This window comes from Dolichospermum sp. UHCC 0406, assembly GCF_009712025.1.
Lineage (GTDB): Bacteria > Cyanobacteriota > Cyanobacteriia > Cyanobacteriales > Nostocaceae > Dolichospermum > Dolichospermum lemmermannii.
The window spans coordinates 273069-287579 of record NZ_VILA01000014.1 but is presented as its reverse complement, the minus strand read 5'-3'; the positions used below and the strand labels follow the sequence as shown (position 1 = coordinate 287579).

20 protein-coding genes and 1 pseudogene are annotated in these 14511 nt (G+C 38.2%); 11 read left to right on the top strand and 10 right to left on the bottom strand.

The features are described from left to right. Window positions 1–68: 68 nt before the first annotated feature. Both FJR09_RS12430 and purM read right to left on the bottom strand, forming a co-directional pair. Window positions 69–755 (bottom strand): PHP domain-containing protein, encoded by a 687-nt coding sequence (locus FJR09_RS12430; protein ID WP_168652886.1) that lies wholly within the window; start codon window positions 753–755, stop codon window positions 69–71. Window positions 756–996: 241 nt separating this feature from the next. Continuing rightward, complete coding sequence (gene purM, locus FJR09_RS12425) at window positions 997–2022, bottom strand: phosphoribosylformylglycinamidine cyclo-ligase (RefSeq protein WP_015083585.1); 1026 nt, start codon at window positions 2020–2022, stop codon at window positions 997–999. 152 nt (window positions 2023–2174) lie between these two features. Between purM and FJR09_RS12420 the strand changes: the two genes are divergently transcribed. The 3 genes from FJR09_RS12420 to dut all read left to right on the top strand — a co-directional run bounded on the left by FJR09_RS12420 (window position 2175) and on the right by dut (window position 5046). After that, on the top strand, window positions 2175–3692 hold the full coding sequence (locus FJR09_RS12420; RefSeq protein ID WP_015083586.1) for a thymidylate synthase: 1518 nt from the start codon (window positions 2175–2177) through the stop codon (window positions 3690–3692). Between the two features lie 65 nt (window positions 3693–3757). Beyond that, window positions 3758–4567 carry a deoxycytidine triphosphate deaminase gene (locus FJR09_RS12415; RefSeq protein ID WP_015083587.1) on the top strand — a complete coding sequence of 270 codons (810 nt, stop codon included), beginning with the start codon at window positions 3758–3760 and terminating at the stop codon, window positions 4565–4567. A gap of 38 nt (window positions 4568–4605) precedes the next feature. After that, window positions 4606–5046, top strand: coding sequence for a dUTP diphosphatase (gene dut / locus FJR09_RS12410; RefSeq protein ID WP_015083588.1), 441 nt, complete (start codon window positions 4606–4608; stop codon window positions 5044–5046). Between the two features lie 130 nt (window positions 5047–5176). On the opposite strand, the gene FJR09_RS12405 is transcribed toward dut, so the two are convergent. The 4 genes and pseudogenes from FJR09_RS12405 to FJR09_RS12395 all read right to left on the bottom strand — a co-directional run bounded on the left by FJR09_RS12405 (window position 5177) and on the right by FJR09_RS12395 (window position 7902). Next, entirely contained in the window at window positions 5177–5569 is a 393-nt protein-coding gene (locus tag FJR09_RS12405; RefSeq protein ID WP_168651495.1) for a hypothetical protein, read from the bottom strand. Window positions 5570–5637: 68 nt separating this feature from the next. Continuing rightward, entirely contained in the window at window positions 5638–7011 is a 1374-nt protein-coding gene (locus tag FJR09_RS12400; RefSeq protein WP_371416385.1) for an LAGLIDADG family homing endonuclease, read from the bottom strand. Beyond that, window positions 7012–7275, bottom strand: a pseudogene (gene dcd / locus FJR09_RS26175) (dCTP deaminase); the annotation flags it as partial. It lies immediately after the preceding gene. Window positions 7276–7365: 90 nt separating this feature from the next. Next, window positions 7366–7902 (bottom strand): P-loop NTPase family protein, encoded by a 537-nt coding sequence (locus tag FJR09_RS12395; RefSeq protein ID WP_168652885.1) that lies wholly within the window; start codon window positions 7900–7902, stop codon window positions 7366–7368. Window positions 7903–8133: 231 nt separating this feature from the next. On the opposite strand from FJR09_RS12395, the gene FJR09_RS12390 reads away from it, so the two are divergent. The 8 genes from FJR09_RS12390 (at window position 8134) to argB (ending at window position 14002) form a co-directional block, all read left to right on the top strand. Continuing rightward, entirely contained in the window at window positions 8134–8409 is a 276-nt protein-coding gene (locus tag FJR09_RS12390) for a nucleoside monophosphate kinase (RefSeq protein ID WP_323294578.1), read from the top strand. A gap of 96 nt (window positions 8410–8505) precedes the next feature. Next, window positions 8506–9243: a ribonuclease PH gene (gene rph / locus FJR09_RS12385; RefSeq protein WP_168652884.1), complete on the top strand. Its 738-nt coding sequence runs from the start codon at window positions 8506–8508 to the stop codon at window positions 9241–9243. Between the two features lie 55 nt (window positions 9244–9298). Beyond that, window positions 9299–10072, top strand: coding sequence for an MlaE family lipid ABC transporter permease subunit (locus FJR09_RS12380; protein WP_015083592.1), 774 nt, complete (start codon window positions 9299–9301; stop codon window positions 10070–10072). Between the two features lie 71 nt (window positions 10073–10143). Then, the gene (locus tag FJR09_RS12375; RefSeq protein ID WP_168652883.1) at window positions 10144–10506 is read left to right on the top strand and encodes a type II toxin-antitoxin system RelE/ParE family toxin; all 363 of its coding nucleotides are present in this window, start codon (window positions 10144–10146) and stop codon (window positions 10504–10506) included. A gap of 5 nt (window positions 10507–10511) precedes the next feature. Further along, window positions 10512–10838, top strand: a complete 327-nt coding sequence (locus FJR09_RS12370) for a DNA-binding protein (protein WP_168652882.1) — start codon at window positions 10512–10514, stop codon at window positions 10836–10838. A gap of 316 nt (window positions 10839–11154) precedes the next feature. Next, window positions 11155–11877, top strand: coding sequence for a 6-phosphogluconolactonase (gene pgl / locus FJR09_RS12365; RefSeq protein ID WP_015083595.1), 723 nt, complete (start codon window positions 11155–11157; stop codon window positions 11875–11877). Window positions 11878–12033: 156 nt separating this feature from the next. After that, entirely contained in the window at window positions 12034–12996 is a 963-nt protein-coding gene (locus tag FJR09_RS12360) for an FHA domain-containing protein (protein ID WP_015083596.1), read from the top strand. Window positions 12997–13105: 109 nt separating this feature from the next. Further along, on the top strand, window positions 13106–14002 hold the full coding sequence (gene argB, locus FJR09_RS12355) for an acetylglutamate kinase (protein ID WP_148762387.1): 897 nt from the start codon (window positions 13106–13108) through the stop codon (window positions 14000–14002). Between the two features lie 120 nt (window positions 14003–14122). Here argB and FJR09_RS25860 read toward each other — a convergent pair whose 3' ends face one another. Genes FJR09_RS25860 through FJR09_RS25205 form a run of 4 tightly spaced genes read right to left on the bottom strand, consistent with a single transcriptional unit; the run spans window position 14123 to window position 14509 of the window. After that, a complete protein-coding gene (locus FJR09_RS25860) occupies window positions 14123–14248 on the bottom strand; it encodes a hypothetical protein (protein WP_256370251.1) in 126 nt (41 codons plus the stop codon). Beyond that, on the bottom strand, window positions 14193–14336 hold the full coding sequence (locus tag FJR09_RS25215) for a hypothetical protein (protein WP_168694533.1): 144 nt from the start codon (window positions 14334–14336) through the stop codon (window positions 14193–14195). Before FJR09_RS25215 ends, FJR09_RS25860 begins: the two co-directional genes overlap by 56 nt. After that, complete coding sequence (locus FJR09_RS25210) at window positions 14281–14424, bottom strand: hypothetical protein (protein ID WP_254433102.1); 144 nt, start codon at window positions 14422–14424, stop codon at window positions 14281–14283. The genes FJR09_RS25215 and FJR09_RS25210 overlap by 56 nt, the downstream gene beginning before the upstream one ends. Next, on the bottom strand, window positions 14369–14509 hold the full coding sequence (locus FJR09_RS25205) for a hypothetical protein (protein ID WP_235082089.1): 141 nt from the start codon (window positions 14507–14509) through the stop codon (window positions 14369–14371). The genes FJR09_RS25210 and FJR09_RS25205 overlap by 56 nt, the downstream gene beginning before the upstream one ends. Window positions 14510–14511 lie beyond the last annotated feature (2 nt).

The window sequence follows — 14511 nt, the reverse complement described above, 5'->3', positions numbered from 1 at the left end:
CCCCCTACTCCCCTACTCCTACTTCCCCTGGTTAGTAAACCAGGAGTTTAAAAGAGGTAAATACAGATTTACAACCTATGCAGCAAATTCAAGCCGTGCGAATCAGTACCACAGGTGCTAAATAAATCGAATTTTTCCGCTAATTGTTGAACTTCCTCAGTTTCCACCACACTAGGTTTCCAGGGTTTAGGGTTATTGTAAGCGTAGAAAGTCTCAACACCATCAATACCATCACCCGCAGCCGCAGGAATGAGGTCAAAATGCGATCGCCTATACCGGGCTGGGTGAGCAAGTACCGCTAGTCCTCCCGCTTCGTGAATAGCTGTAATCACGTTAACTGCTTGATAAGCCTTGCCGACACTAGGAATTTTTTGTAAGTATGGCTTCATACTGGGATGTTCTGACTCAAAAGCATAAGCCAGAATGTGAACTTCATTATCCAGCAGATTGGCATTAATTTCTGCACCACTCCACAAATATGGAACATGAGCATCAGAATTACTCCACTTCCAATCTTCCAACCAAGTCAGGGCTGCTTGGTAGCCACTGATACTGTGATGATCAGTGATAGCTAGACCTTTTAAGCCAATTGCGATCGCTTGACTCATCAAATCACCCGGTTCTAGTTTGCCATCCGAGTGAACCGTGTGCATATGAAAATTAAATAACTGGGGACAACTTTGTGCATCAATGCGTTGGAATACTTGCTTTAGTAGTTCCTTAGAAACAGTAGTCCGGGCAAAATTTATAACCATAACCCCTCTACACGAAAATTACATTTTTCTCAAAACACCAACACGCCACACTTATAAATGAGATATAACCAATACCACTAACTAGTAAATACAGATACTTCCTCAACTGCACCAATTGATTTTTGCAATATGTTAAGACTACGTTAGCAAATATTAACGCTGATGGCGATGAGTATTTTTAATTACTTCCATCAAGAAAATATGAATTTTGCGTATAGGTTCTATCTGTTTACCACCATTGTTACAACAAACCGACTAATTCACCTGCTCCAGTGACAACTTCACCAATTATATTAGCGGAGATATCCTGAGATTGAAAATGAGTAATTACCTGTTCTGCTTGCTGGGGTGGAACTAATAACACAAAGCCAATACCCATATTAAATGTATTATACATAGCCTCAGCACCCACAGAACCAGCCGCAGCTAACCAATGGAAGACAGGAGGAATAGTCCAACTATCGGGGATCATTTTAATCCCTTGACCCTTACTTAAACATCTTGGTAAATTTTCTGGTAAACCGCCACCAGTAATGTGAGCCATGCCATGAATTTCTAAATCTGATTGCAACGCAGCTAAAACAGATTTTACATAAATGCGTGTAGGCGTGAGACAAGTTTCCCCAATAGATACACCATTTAATAAATCTGGGGTATCAGTCCAAGCAAAACCACCATCACTGACAATTTTCCTGACTAAACTCAACCCATTACTATGGATACCTGAACTAGCTAAACCGATAGCTACGTCACCCACCTGCACCTGAGAACCATCTAGCATTCGGCTCTTTTCCACAATTCCCACGCAAAAACCCGCTAAATCGTATTCACCAACTTGGTAAAAACCGGGCATTTCCGCCGTTTCTCCCCCCAATAAAGCCGAACCAGCTAATTTACAACCGGTAGCGATTCCTGCAACAACCTGAGTTAATTGTTCCTTATCTAACTTACCTGTAGCCACATAATCTAGAAAAAACAGCGGTTCTGCACCCGATGTCAACACATCATTAACGCACATCCCCACCAAATCTATGCCCACAGTATCATGACGATTGAGAATTTGAGCTATTTTCAGCTTTGTCCCCACACCATCTGTCCCCGAAACCAAAACCGGTTCTTTGTAACCTGTGGGGAGTTGAAAGCAACCACCAAAGCCACCCAGTCCCCCCAAAACCTCTTTTCTAAAGGTGCTGTGAACCAAATTGCGAATTTGATCTACAAAAGCTCTACCCGCTTCAACGTCAACGCCTGCATCCCGATAATCCATGCCTAATTACACCGTTATCAATTCATAATTTAGGTTATTATTATCACACAAATTATGTACTCAAGACTTTTTTTGATAATTTGTGATTAATCCCGATCAATCATTGTATCCTAAATAATCAAAGATTGCTATCTAAAAATTTGGTAAATCAAGTGAGTAGCCAACTAACCCAATTTTATTACACAGCCCAGCACAAACCAAACCAATTGATTTATGGTAGCGGTCAAACCGCAGTAATTACAGGGTGGATGGTGAAGCAAGCTGTAGCTAAACATCTACAATCAAACGAATATGCTGTAATTGGACAGTTATACTCACCTACCAGGGGTATCAACTTACTAATTCGCAATTTGTTACTAAATCCCCACGTTCACTATTTAGTTATTCTCAACGCTACCAAAGAAGATAAAAACGCTGGTGCTTGTCAATGTTTAGGCGATTTTTTCCGTCATGGTGTGGAAGAAAATATTAGTGATGCGGGGCGAAAATCTTGGGTAATTCGTTCTCAAATTCCTGGTTATATTGATATTGATATTGATATCAATGCCTTGGAAAAATTACGCCATTCCGTAGAAATTCAAGACGCTATATCAATTTCTGATGCTGTCGAGAAAATTCAATATTACGCCCAAAAAGAAATAGTAGCACCTTGGGGAACACCCTTACAATTCGCCATGAATGTAGTTGAATCAAATGTTTTTCCAGGAACACGATATGGACATAGAATTGAGGGGAAAACCATTGCTGAAACTTGGGTAAAAATCATCCACAGAATTAAAACAACGGGGACAATTAGACCAACTGGTTATGATGGAAAATGGCAAGAATTGATAGATTTAATGGCAGTTGTTACGGAAGAACCTGATGATTTTTATTTTCCTGAACCTAATTATTTACCAATAGATAGAAGTTTTTTAGAAGAATATATTTCGCAAATATTAGATGATGCACCCAATCGAGAAGGAGTAAAATACACCTATGGACAACGTTTACGTTCTTGGTTTGGACGAGATCAAATTGAAAAGGTAATTGACAAACTAGCCAATGATATTGATTCCGCTAGGGCTGTAATGTCTTTATGGGATGCTAGTCAAGATGACAATGATAATCCACCTTGTCTTAATCATATTTGGGTGAGAATAGTTGATAATGAACTATCTTTAACTGCAACTTTTAGAAGTAATGATATGTTTTCAGCTTGGCCAGCAAATGCAATGGGATTAAGGGCTTTACAAAAATATATTTATGATTCTTTAATTAATAAAACCGATCATATATTAAAAATGGGGGCATTAATTACCATGAGTCAAAGTGCCCATATTTATGATGATTGTTTTGAAAATGTCGCCAACGTAATTTCATCTCAATATAGTAAAATTGCTCAAAGAAAAGACTATTTTGATCCTGCGGGTAGTTTTATTATTACTATTCAGGATGGTAGTATTATTGTTGAACATACAACTCCTGGATCTGGAGAAGTAGTTAATTGTTATTGTGGTAAATCTGCACATAAACTTTCCCAGCAAATATTTACAGATTGTCCTGGTCTACAAGTATCTCATGCAATGTATTTAGGTGTGGAATTACAAAAAGCGGAAATGGCTTTGTTAATGAAAGAACAGTTTATTTATGAACAAGATAAATTCTTAGGAAAATTAAAGTTGCAGTAAATTATCAATACTGATACAATTTCTTTTACAAACAGTTCATTAAACTACTTAACAATAAAAGTATTATGAGTGCATTAAGTGATCGGGATATCAAACGAGAATTAGGTAAGGATATCTTAATATATCCTTTCAATGAAGATAATCTTAAAGGAGCAAGTTATAACCTAACAGCAAGTAAACTTGCATGGAAAGTTCAAGACGGAAAGAGTGCTTATGATAGTTCAATAAACAAAATTATTATTCCTGCAAACTCTACAGTTTTAATTCAAACTAATGAAGCTATTTGGGTTTCAAAAAAAATTGCTGGAACTTATCATTCTAAAGTTTCTTGGGTTTCTCAAGGAATGGGACATATTGGTACAACTCTAGATCCAGATTATAAAGGAGTTTCTTTGATTGCGGTTCATAATCACAATAACAAACCGATAGAACTAGACCCAGAGAAAGATACTTTTGTATCTCTCATGTTCTATTATCTTAAAACCAAATCGTCTATTCCACATACTAATGATCCTGGTAGACCAGACATACTAAAACTGCTCAGACAAGTTCAGCTTACTTCAGACGAAAGTCGTTGGTTGGAGGAATCTTTTAGAAAGGATACAGAACGGTTAAGAAAAAAGCTCAAAGAATCTGATAATTTCAAAATCTTTAAGAAAGATTGGCTGGATAACTTACGATATTTATTGCCATACATAATTTTAATATTACTTAGTATTTTAAGTTTATGTTTTTATCTTTATCTGGATGCCAATAGCACAGTTCTATCACAAAAACATTGGTATAATACAGTCAGTTCTTTCGCTGATAGAACAACATATGTAATGTTTGGTGCGTTAATTGCACTAATTACAAGTGATCTGCGTAGAAGTTAGAATATAATATAAAGAATCATATTTTGAGCTAGAACAAGATGACACTGAAAATACAAAAGTTAACCAATTTAGCTACAACTCCTAGATATGAACATCCAAATGATGCAGGATTAGACTTAATATCAATTGATGAATTAGAACTTCCTGCTGGAGAAAGCAAATTAATTCACACAGGTATATCAATAGAACTACCCCCAGGAACCGAAGCTCAAATTCGTCCTAGAAGTGGTTTAGCTCTTAAGCACCAAATTACAGTTTTGAATACTCCAGGTACGATAGATGAAGGTTATAGAGGAGAAATAGGTGTAATTTTAATAAATCATGGAAAAAAACCTTTTAAAATATCAAAAGGAATGAAAATTGCTCAGATGGTTATTGCACCAGTAATTCGTGTTGAAATTGAAGAAGTTGATAACTTAAGTGATACATCTAGAGGAACTGGTGGTTTTGGTTCAACGGGAATTACTGCAAATAAGTAGGTCAGATGAAAGACATTAATGCAAGTGACAAAAAATTAAAAATAAGAAGGTTAGGGAAATTAAAAAATTCAGTTGCGTAATTGCCTCTTTACTCAATTTGTAATTAGTTATTTGTGCTGATTTCTAACTCTCAAAGAGATTGCAAATATTCTAACAATAACAACCGCAAATAATCCAACATCCTAATATAATTTTTTATTTGTTCATACTTGCCATTATTGCTAAAGTAAAATTTATCAATTGGGGAAACACTAAAAACTCGCATTGTTTGTAATTGAGAAATTACCTGCTCTTTATTAACTATTTGACCTGTAGCTGCAATTTGACTAGCATAACCTCTTAAATTTACTGTTAAAAGTTCAATTTCTTCTAATAGTGAAAACTCTTCATCATCTGGGGGAAACTGAGTAACAATTTCCTTCCTTTCGCTGCGTGTGTTTTGATAGATATTAGTCAATTGTGACAATAATTGACTAATGTTTCTCTTTGTCACTTCTTGCTGATCTAAAACGGCTTCAGTCATCATTAACTATCAGAACATAATTTCAAGATATCGTGTTGAGAATAAAATTATTTTTCCAAAGTATTTGACTATACGCGAGCTATTGTAACAACTTCTAACTGATCTTGATATTTACCTCTACGAGTTTCATAACTAACAGCACAGGGTTCACCCTCTAAAAACAGTAATTGTACTACACCCTCATTAGCATAAATCCGACAGTCAGCACTGGAAGAATTAGAAAATTCTAACGTTAAATGACCACGCCAAGCCGCTTCAGCAGGTGTCAGATTGGCAATAATACCACAACGAGCATAAGTAGAATTATGCACAATTATGTCATTAGCAACAAAATTTTCTAAACCAGGGACAGAAATATCATAAACTTCTTCCATTCCTGCACATTCTATAGATTTAATTTCGTCCCAAAGTATATGATCATGAATTTGTGGTCTAGACTTTGTTGCTAAGAGAATAGAATACATTTTTTCTTCAAATCTTCTTTGTTTAATTGAATCTGGTAAAAAGCCTATTTGATTAAAGAATTTCAAAACCGCTTCAGATGATTGAAAAGCTAAAACATAAGCATTACGACCATTTGCTGGCTTTCTAACTCTAATTTGACTGGGAATACCAAACCTTAATAGTAAATGATGAACGTCACGAATCAGACGTTCACTAATAGAGCAATATTCAACAGCTAAAGTTGGTTTTGCTCTTGTAGATTCTCCCACTAAATAAACACTACCATCACCAGAAAATAAAGCACGGAGAAAAGCTGCTACTACTACTTTTGGTGCTGTAAATACTTGTTGAGGAACAAATTTTCCCCATGCTCCTACATTCAAACCATAAGATTGTAACCATAGATTAGCTCTATTATGAGTTACTACACCACCTCTACCAACTTGATTAACTAAACGATAACCAAAATCTTTACCTTTGTAAGTCACTTCTTGGTCAAGAACTGTTTTAACACAGCTTTTTAAAGTATTGACTAGCACTTCATCCTCAGATGTAAAGGTTGGACTATTACCAGGAGTATGACATTGACCTTCAGAAATCATTAAACCTAGTAATGTTGCTTCATCAATAGTTAAATCTCCATTGCCAAATATTGGTATAGATTTAGGAGTAGCTATTTTAACTCCTGAAGTTAATTCTTCTAAAGGTTTCCATCCTGTCTCTGTCAAAAAAGGATGATTTGAAGTAGCTTGAATAACCGCACCTTTTTTAGTTGTTACTTGATAGATTGGCTTTACTCCTTGTGGTATAACAGTCGTAGCAGCAGTTTTAATAATCCCCTTTTCTTCTCTATAACTTGCTGTTTGTCCACCTGCAAATTCCTTAATTGGTAAATATGCTCCTGTAGCTGCATCAACAATTTTTGTATCTCCTGTCAAACATTTACCGATACAAATTACTGTAATATTGGCTGGAACTTCGAGCTTTTCTAATGCCACGCCTAAACCATAGGAATGAGCAGGTAAGATAAAATAGCTACCACTTTCATCTGTATGTAATTGAGTAGACTCTAGATTTTGAGGATTAAAGTTTTTAGGATCAATCACAGTACCAGGAATGTGGCGAAAAATCCGAAATTCAGCGCCAGAAAGCCGGATATCATAGCCATAAGAAGATAAACCGTAGCTAATCACAGGTTTACAAGCTACAGATGAATCAGGTTGCAATTTACGAATTAAACTCGACTCAAAAGGCGAAATCATGCCTTTTTGAGCCATTTCGGTAATCCAGATGTCGTTTTTAATCACAAGTTCACAAATAATTTAAACCAAGTTACTAGGATATCTTAATACTTAAGGTTGATGACTGCGACGAATTTCTGTAATTTGGTCTGCCACATCTAAAAGAGACGTTGGCATCTGAGAACCTGTGAGAATAATATCAACATGAGGAGGACGGTGAGCAAGAAACTCTAAAACCTCAGATTCAGGAATTAAACCGAAATTAACCGCTAAACTCAACTCATCTAATACCAGTAAAGAATACTTACCTTCATTAACTACCTTTTGGGTATGTTGCCAAAGTTCTTGTAAAGCCTGATTTTCGGCTGCGTCCAAATCGGAACTATCAATACAACGGGGCAAATCACAGCGAATCCAATCTAAATGTTTTCCCATTTGGGTAGGTCGTTCATGTCCTTGACGAATACCACCTTTGAGGAATTGGACTATTAATACTGGTGTACCTTGTCCAGCAATTCTCAGCGCTTGTGCCATGACGCTCGTAAAAAAGCTCCGCTGGGAACTAGTAAAAACTTGCAATAGTCCTTCTACGGAATATGGTAAGCTGAGAGTCGAATTTAGACCTGGGGTTTCTAGTTGGGCAACCATAAGGCAAAGTTTAAAAACTCACTATAAATTTAATGACTTACAATTAAATGCAAATCTTCGCTGATAGCAAAACATATAGTTATCATACAGCAGTATTCATAAGTAAAACCGCCTTGATATTTAGTTTTAACTTTTTCACTGATTTAGAGATATTTTTTCTACAAATGATTTAAGATTGCTATAACAAAATATCCTGCAAAAATAGTGAATTTTATATATGAGGGTTAAGTTGTGGTGAGATTAGTAATTTTAGGGGGTTCAGGGGCAGGAAAAAGCACTCAAGCCCAAAAGCTTGGTAAGTTTTTTGATGTTCCCTTGGTTTCTACCGGTGAAACTTTACGAGCAGCCATATCTGGAAATAGTCAAAATAGTGCCTATGGTGAATTAAATGATTTAGTTATGGAAGCTAAACCTTATTTGGAAGATGGAGAGTCAGTTCCAGATCAAATGATGATTGAATTTATTAAAGTCCGTCTCAAGCAAGTCCTAAATAATGGTAATTGGTAATTGGTGATTGGTAATTGGTAATTGGTAATAAATAGTTTTATTGCTATTACTCAGTTATTCTATAAGGCAGTAAGCAAAAATTTTGAGGCAACTTCGATGACTTGGCAACGTCCTGACGGGAGAACCCCCTGTGAACTCCGTCCCCATAGTTTTTATCCTAATTTCACCCGCTTTGCACCTGGTTCTGTTTTAGCTAAATGTGGTGATACTCAAGTTCTGTGTACCGTCAGCGTTGCGGAAGGAGTACCTAGATTTTTAACTGGTAGTGGTAAGGGTTGGTTGACAGCTGAATATAGAATGTTGCCTTCTGCTACCCAGAAACGCCAGGAACGGGAATTAATGAAATTATCGGGCAGAACACAGGAAATTCAGCGTTTAATTGGGCGGAGTTTAAGGGCTGCCTTGGATTTTGAGGCTTTAGGAGAACGGACGCTAACTGTGGATGCAGATGTATTACAAGCGGACGCAGGAACGAGGACAATGGCAATTACAGGGGGGTTTGTGGCTTTGGCTCATGCTATTTCTCAATTATTGCAGCAGGGAGTTTTAGAGCGATCGCCTTTATGTGGACAAATAGCAGCAGTTTCTGTAGGCTTGTTGGAGGGTGAACCATTTTTGGATCTTAACTATGTTGAAGATGTAGCCGCAGATGTGGATTTTAACGTAGTCATGAATCATAAAATGGGAATTATTGAAGTTCAGGGAACAGCCGAAGCAGGTAGTTTTAGCCGTGAACAATTAAATCAAATGCTAGATTTTTCTGAACAAGGTATCCAGCAATTATTAACTGCTCAAAAAAATGCAATTAGTGATTGGAATACTTTGTTTATCTAAGGTTAAGTTGTCATAATTCCCAAGTACCAAAATTCAATTAGTGGCCGTAAACTGCTTGCAACCAAAAAGAAATTTAGAACAATCTTGGATAATTCGCTGTTTGTCATCATTTCTGTTGTTCGGTCAAATTCTATTGCATTTCCTGCGCGGAAAAACCTACTATCGCAAAATATTAGAACATATGGTAACGGCAGGCCCGGCTTCTATTTCTCCAGTCTTGCTAGTTAACGGTTTTGCGGGGATGATTTTCACTATTCAAACCGCTAGGGAATTAGTGAGATTTGGGGCTGTAGATAGTGTTGGAGGTGCATTTGCTTTAGCATTTTGTCGAGAACTAGCGCCGATTCTTACTGCTAGTATTATCGCTGGACAAGTTGGTTCAGCCTTTGCTGCGGAATTAGGGGCAATGCGGGTGACGGAGCAGATTGACGCTTTATATATGCTCAGAACAGATCCGATTGATTATCTAGTTTTACCTAGAGTCATTGCTTGCTGTTTAATGATGCCTGTAATGATGATTTTTGCTGTAGTCACAGGTATAATTGGCGGGGCTTTTGCGGCTGCACAATTTTATCAAGTTGTTCCCGAAACATTTTTAGAATCGGTGAGAGCGTTTTTATTACCATCAGATATTTTTATTATTTTACTTAAAGGGTTAATTTTTGGGGCTATAGTTTCTGTTAATGGCTGTAATTGGGGACTGACAACTCAAGGAGGTGCAAAGGAAGTGGGAGAGTCAGCCACAACAGCAGTTGTTACTACTTGGGTGGCAATTTTTATTATGGATTTTATCTTGGCTTTGCTACTGTTTGAAAAACCTATATTGTAATTTTAGGTTTATTTAGAATAATACTGCTTGACGCATGGTAACATATAAGTTACTATAAGACTGTCTCTGTTATGAAAGTTGAAGAATATCTTAAAGAAGATGGTTCCAGTCCTTATCAAGAATGGTTTGATGGATTGAATGCTCAAGCTGCTGCGAAGGTGACTGTGGCTAAGTTTCGTCTGGAGTTAGGTAATACATCAAATGTTAAATGGTTTGAGGGAATTGGTGAATATAAAATTGATTGGGGTCCAGGATATCGGATTTATCTGGCTCAGGATGGTAAGCAATTTATAGTATTATTTGGTGGAGGGACAAAGAAAAATCAGCAATCTGATATTAGTCGTGCTAAAGAATTGTACCAAGAGTACAAAAAGCGAAAAAAAGAACTTACGATAAACCAAGAGAATGACAACAAGAATAAAGAGAAAAGGTAGTTATTATGGCACTTACTAGAGATTTCAAAGAAACTATTAACGCACGAGTGGAAAAAGATTCTCAGTTCACAATAGCTCTACTTGATGAAGCTATTTTTCTCTTCCTGAATGGTGAACCAGAAACAGCAAGATTGATTTTGAGAGATATTGTTAATGCAACGGTAGGTTTTGAACAATTGGCAATTGAAACTTCTAAACCTAGCAAGAGTTTACACCGGATGTTATCGGCAAAAGGTAATCCGACAATGGATAATCTGACTGCTATTTTGAATGTTTTGCGGAAAAAGCTGAATATTGATATCAATGTTCAAACGACAGTTATTTCTTCTTAAAGATTTTATTTATTGTTTTTGTCTAGTAACTTTTGAGAAAATATGAATAAGAAAACACAAAAAGAAACAGAACTAGCTCTATCTGTTGTGTTTATTTACCGATGTATCCTTTATTCTCTCAACAATCCCCTGCGGTGATGATCAGCGATTAGTACAACTGACTACTGACAACCAACCACAAATAATGATAAAGAAGGTTAAGGACGATAATTGATGGCTTAACTTGACGATATTAAAAATTTCCAGAGTTAAACCGGAAAATTGTCAGAAGTTCGCTATGGTATTGCCAAGAAACAAGCTATGTAATGATAATGCCATGAACAAAACTGTTGAAGTCCACTCCAGTGTATCGGCACTAGTCCAACGGGCGCTAGAATTGATTCTGTCGAAAGTGGAAACTGCTATTAGCGAACGGGGGCAGTTTACAATTGCTTTATCAGGTGGCAGCACACCAAAACCGTTGTATGAAGCCATCGCTAATCAAAAGTTGCCTTGGGATAAAATTCATGTATTCTGGGGAGATGAGCGTTATGTTCTGGCAGATCACCCTGATAGCAATGAACTGATGGCGCGACGAGCATGGTTAGATCAGGTTGCTATTCCCCAGACTAATATTCATGCTATCCCCACTTTGTCGGCTAATCCAGAAGTGGATGCAGCTAAGTATAACCAGCATCTCCAAACATTTTTTAATTCTACATCGGGAGAGTTCCCGGCATTAGATGTAGTTTTACTGGGAATGGGTGATGATGCCCATACTGCATCTTTGTTTCCCCACACAAAAGCTCTCAAGGTGTGCGATCGCCTAATCACTGTTGGTAATAAAGATGATAATCTCCGCATCACCTTTACTTACCCATTTATTAACGCGGCTCGCAGTGTGATTTTTTTAGCTGCTGGTGCTAACAAAAGACCGGCTTTAGCCCAAATCTTCGCACCGGTGGCAGATGATTTCGTCTATCCATCTCGGCTAATTAAACCCCAGGGAGAACTTTACTGGTTGCTAGACGCAGCCGCTGGTTTGGAACTTCAACACTAACTATGATTCTTGAGATTTGGATGATTTAGATAATTAAGAATAATCACCAATGATCAACTTGTTCTCACTCTAAGTAATTGTTAGCATTAAACGCTAAAGTTACTTATGTGCTTGTCAGTAATATTTTTACAACGACCTTCACTAAGGCTTAAATCCATGATCGTCTGCCCTAATTGCAATCATCCCAACCCAGACGGCGCTGTTCAATGTGAAGCTTGTTATACGCCGTTACCAGCTACAGCTAGTTGTCCTAATTGTGGAGCAACTGTACAGTCAGATGCCGCTTTCTGTGGTCAGTGCGGTTACAATCTCCATTTTGGTGTTACTCCCGCAGTTACCCCAACTATTGCGATTAACCCTGTACAACCAGCTCCAGTGGTCGCTCCTGACCTGATGATGCAACTGTTACAGCCCGATGCTTTAGAAATTGCGCCCGCCGCCAATCCTCCTGTTAGCGCTATTCCCGCCCCTGCACCGGTGGCTGTAGTTCAGGAACAAGCTGTTTATGTTCCTTCTGTCACACCAGCACCAGAAGTTTATATTCCCCCTGTACTGACACCCGCACCTGTAGTTCAGGAACAAGCTGTTTATATTCCTTCTGTCCCTGCACCGGTAGCACCTGAACCAGAAATTTATATTCCGCCTGTGCTGACAGCCCCACCTGCGCCTGTAGCACCAGAACCGGAAGCTTATATTCCTCCTGCTTATGTACCTCAGATCGATCCCCTCACAGTTCCTGAAGTAGCCCCAGCCGCACCACAAGTAAAGGTGGCAAATACCCAATTGCAAAAGGTAGTAGCACGGTTATTCCATGTTCAAGCTAACCAAGAAATAGAATTACCACAAAATCTCTCGGTTGTGCATATTGGTAAGCCGAATGATCGTATTCCTCCAGATATAGATGTTTCTGGGTTCCCAAATTCGGAAATTGTTTCGCGGATTCACTCAGACATTCGGATTGAGGGAGATGCTTGTTATCTAGAAGATGCAGGTAGTTCCAATGGTACTTATGTCAATAACTTACCTCTGTTACCTGGAAACAGACATCGCCTCCGTCCAGGCGATCGCATCAGCTTGGGTAAAGGAGATTTAGTCACTTTCTTGTTTCAACTCTCTTAGGAATAGGGAATAGGGCATAAATATTCCCCCCTGCTCCTATCACCATAGCTGATTAACTCTTGTTGCTAGTTATCCCATAAACTAGATAACTAGCAACTTGGGTAATAACATGATTAATGATATAGAGTATATCAGGCAAGCTGAAGCTAATCGCGTAGAAATTCTCAGCGAAGCACTACCTTACATTCAACAATTCGCTGGCCGTACCGTTGTGGTTAAATACGGTGGCGCAGCCATGAAGGATAGTAACCTCAAAGATAAAGTTATTCGTGATGTGGTCTTTTTATCTTGCGTTGGCTTGCGGCCTATTCTAGTGCATGGTGGTGGTCCAGAAATTAATAGTTGGTTAGGCAAGTTAGGAATTGAAGCGCAATTCAAAAATGGTTTGCGTGTTACTGATGCAGCAACCATGGATGTAGTGGAAATGGTGTTAGTGGGGCGGGTAAATAAAGAAATTGTGGCTTTGATTAACCAAGCTGGAGGGATGGCTGTAGGGCTTTGTGGTAAGGATGGTAACTTAATTACGGCTCGTCCTCAAGGTGATGAAGGGATTGGGTTTGTGGGGGAAGTTAGTAATGTCAATATCAAAATTTTAGAAACACTTGCTAGTAATGGCTATATTCCCGTTGTTTCCAGCGTGGCTGCTGATGAAACTGGACAGGCTTATAATATTAACGCGGATACGGTAGCGGGGGAAATAGCCGCAGCTTTGGGCGCGGAAAAGTTAATTTTGCTGACTGATACCAGAGGAATTTTAAGAGATTATAAAGACCCTTCTACTTTAATTCCGAAAGTGGATATTCGGGAAGCGCGGCAATTAATTACTGATGGTATAGTCAGTGGAGGGATGATTCCTAAAGTGAATTGTTGTGTGCGATCGCTTGCTCAAGGAGTCAAGGCTTCACATATAATTGATGGGCGGATTCCTCATGCTTTACTGTTAGAAGTATTTACAGATGTGGGAATTGGGACAATGATTCTCGGTTCTCATCAGTCGAGACAATAATCGAGATTGGGGACAAGTTACAGCAAAATTAATTCGGAAGGGTTTAGCATTGCTAAACCCCTACAGGATTCATTGGTAAAATTTCATTTACCTACAATCAGCCGTAAGTTAAAATTCAAGTTATTGAGTAACAACTGACAACTGTACGGGCGAAGCATTTAGAGAACTATTTTTGGCAATGACCGATAATTTATCTTCCAAATGCTTCGCCCCTACTGACAACTGACAACTGTACGGGCGAAGCATTTGGAGAACTATTTTTGGCAATGACCGATAATTTATCTTCCAAATGCTTCGCCCCTACTGACAACTGACAACTGTACGGGCGAAGCATTTAGAGAACTATTTTTGGCAATGACCGATAATTTATCTTCCAAATGCTTCGCCCCTACTGACAACTGACAACTGTACGGGCGAAGCATTTAGAGAACTATTTTTGGCAATGACCGATAATTTATCTTCCAAATGCTTCGCCCCTACTGACAACTGACAACTGACAACTGACAACT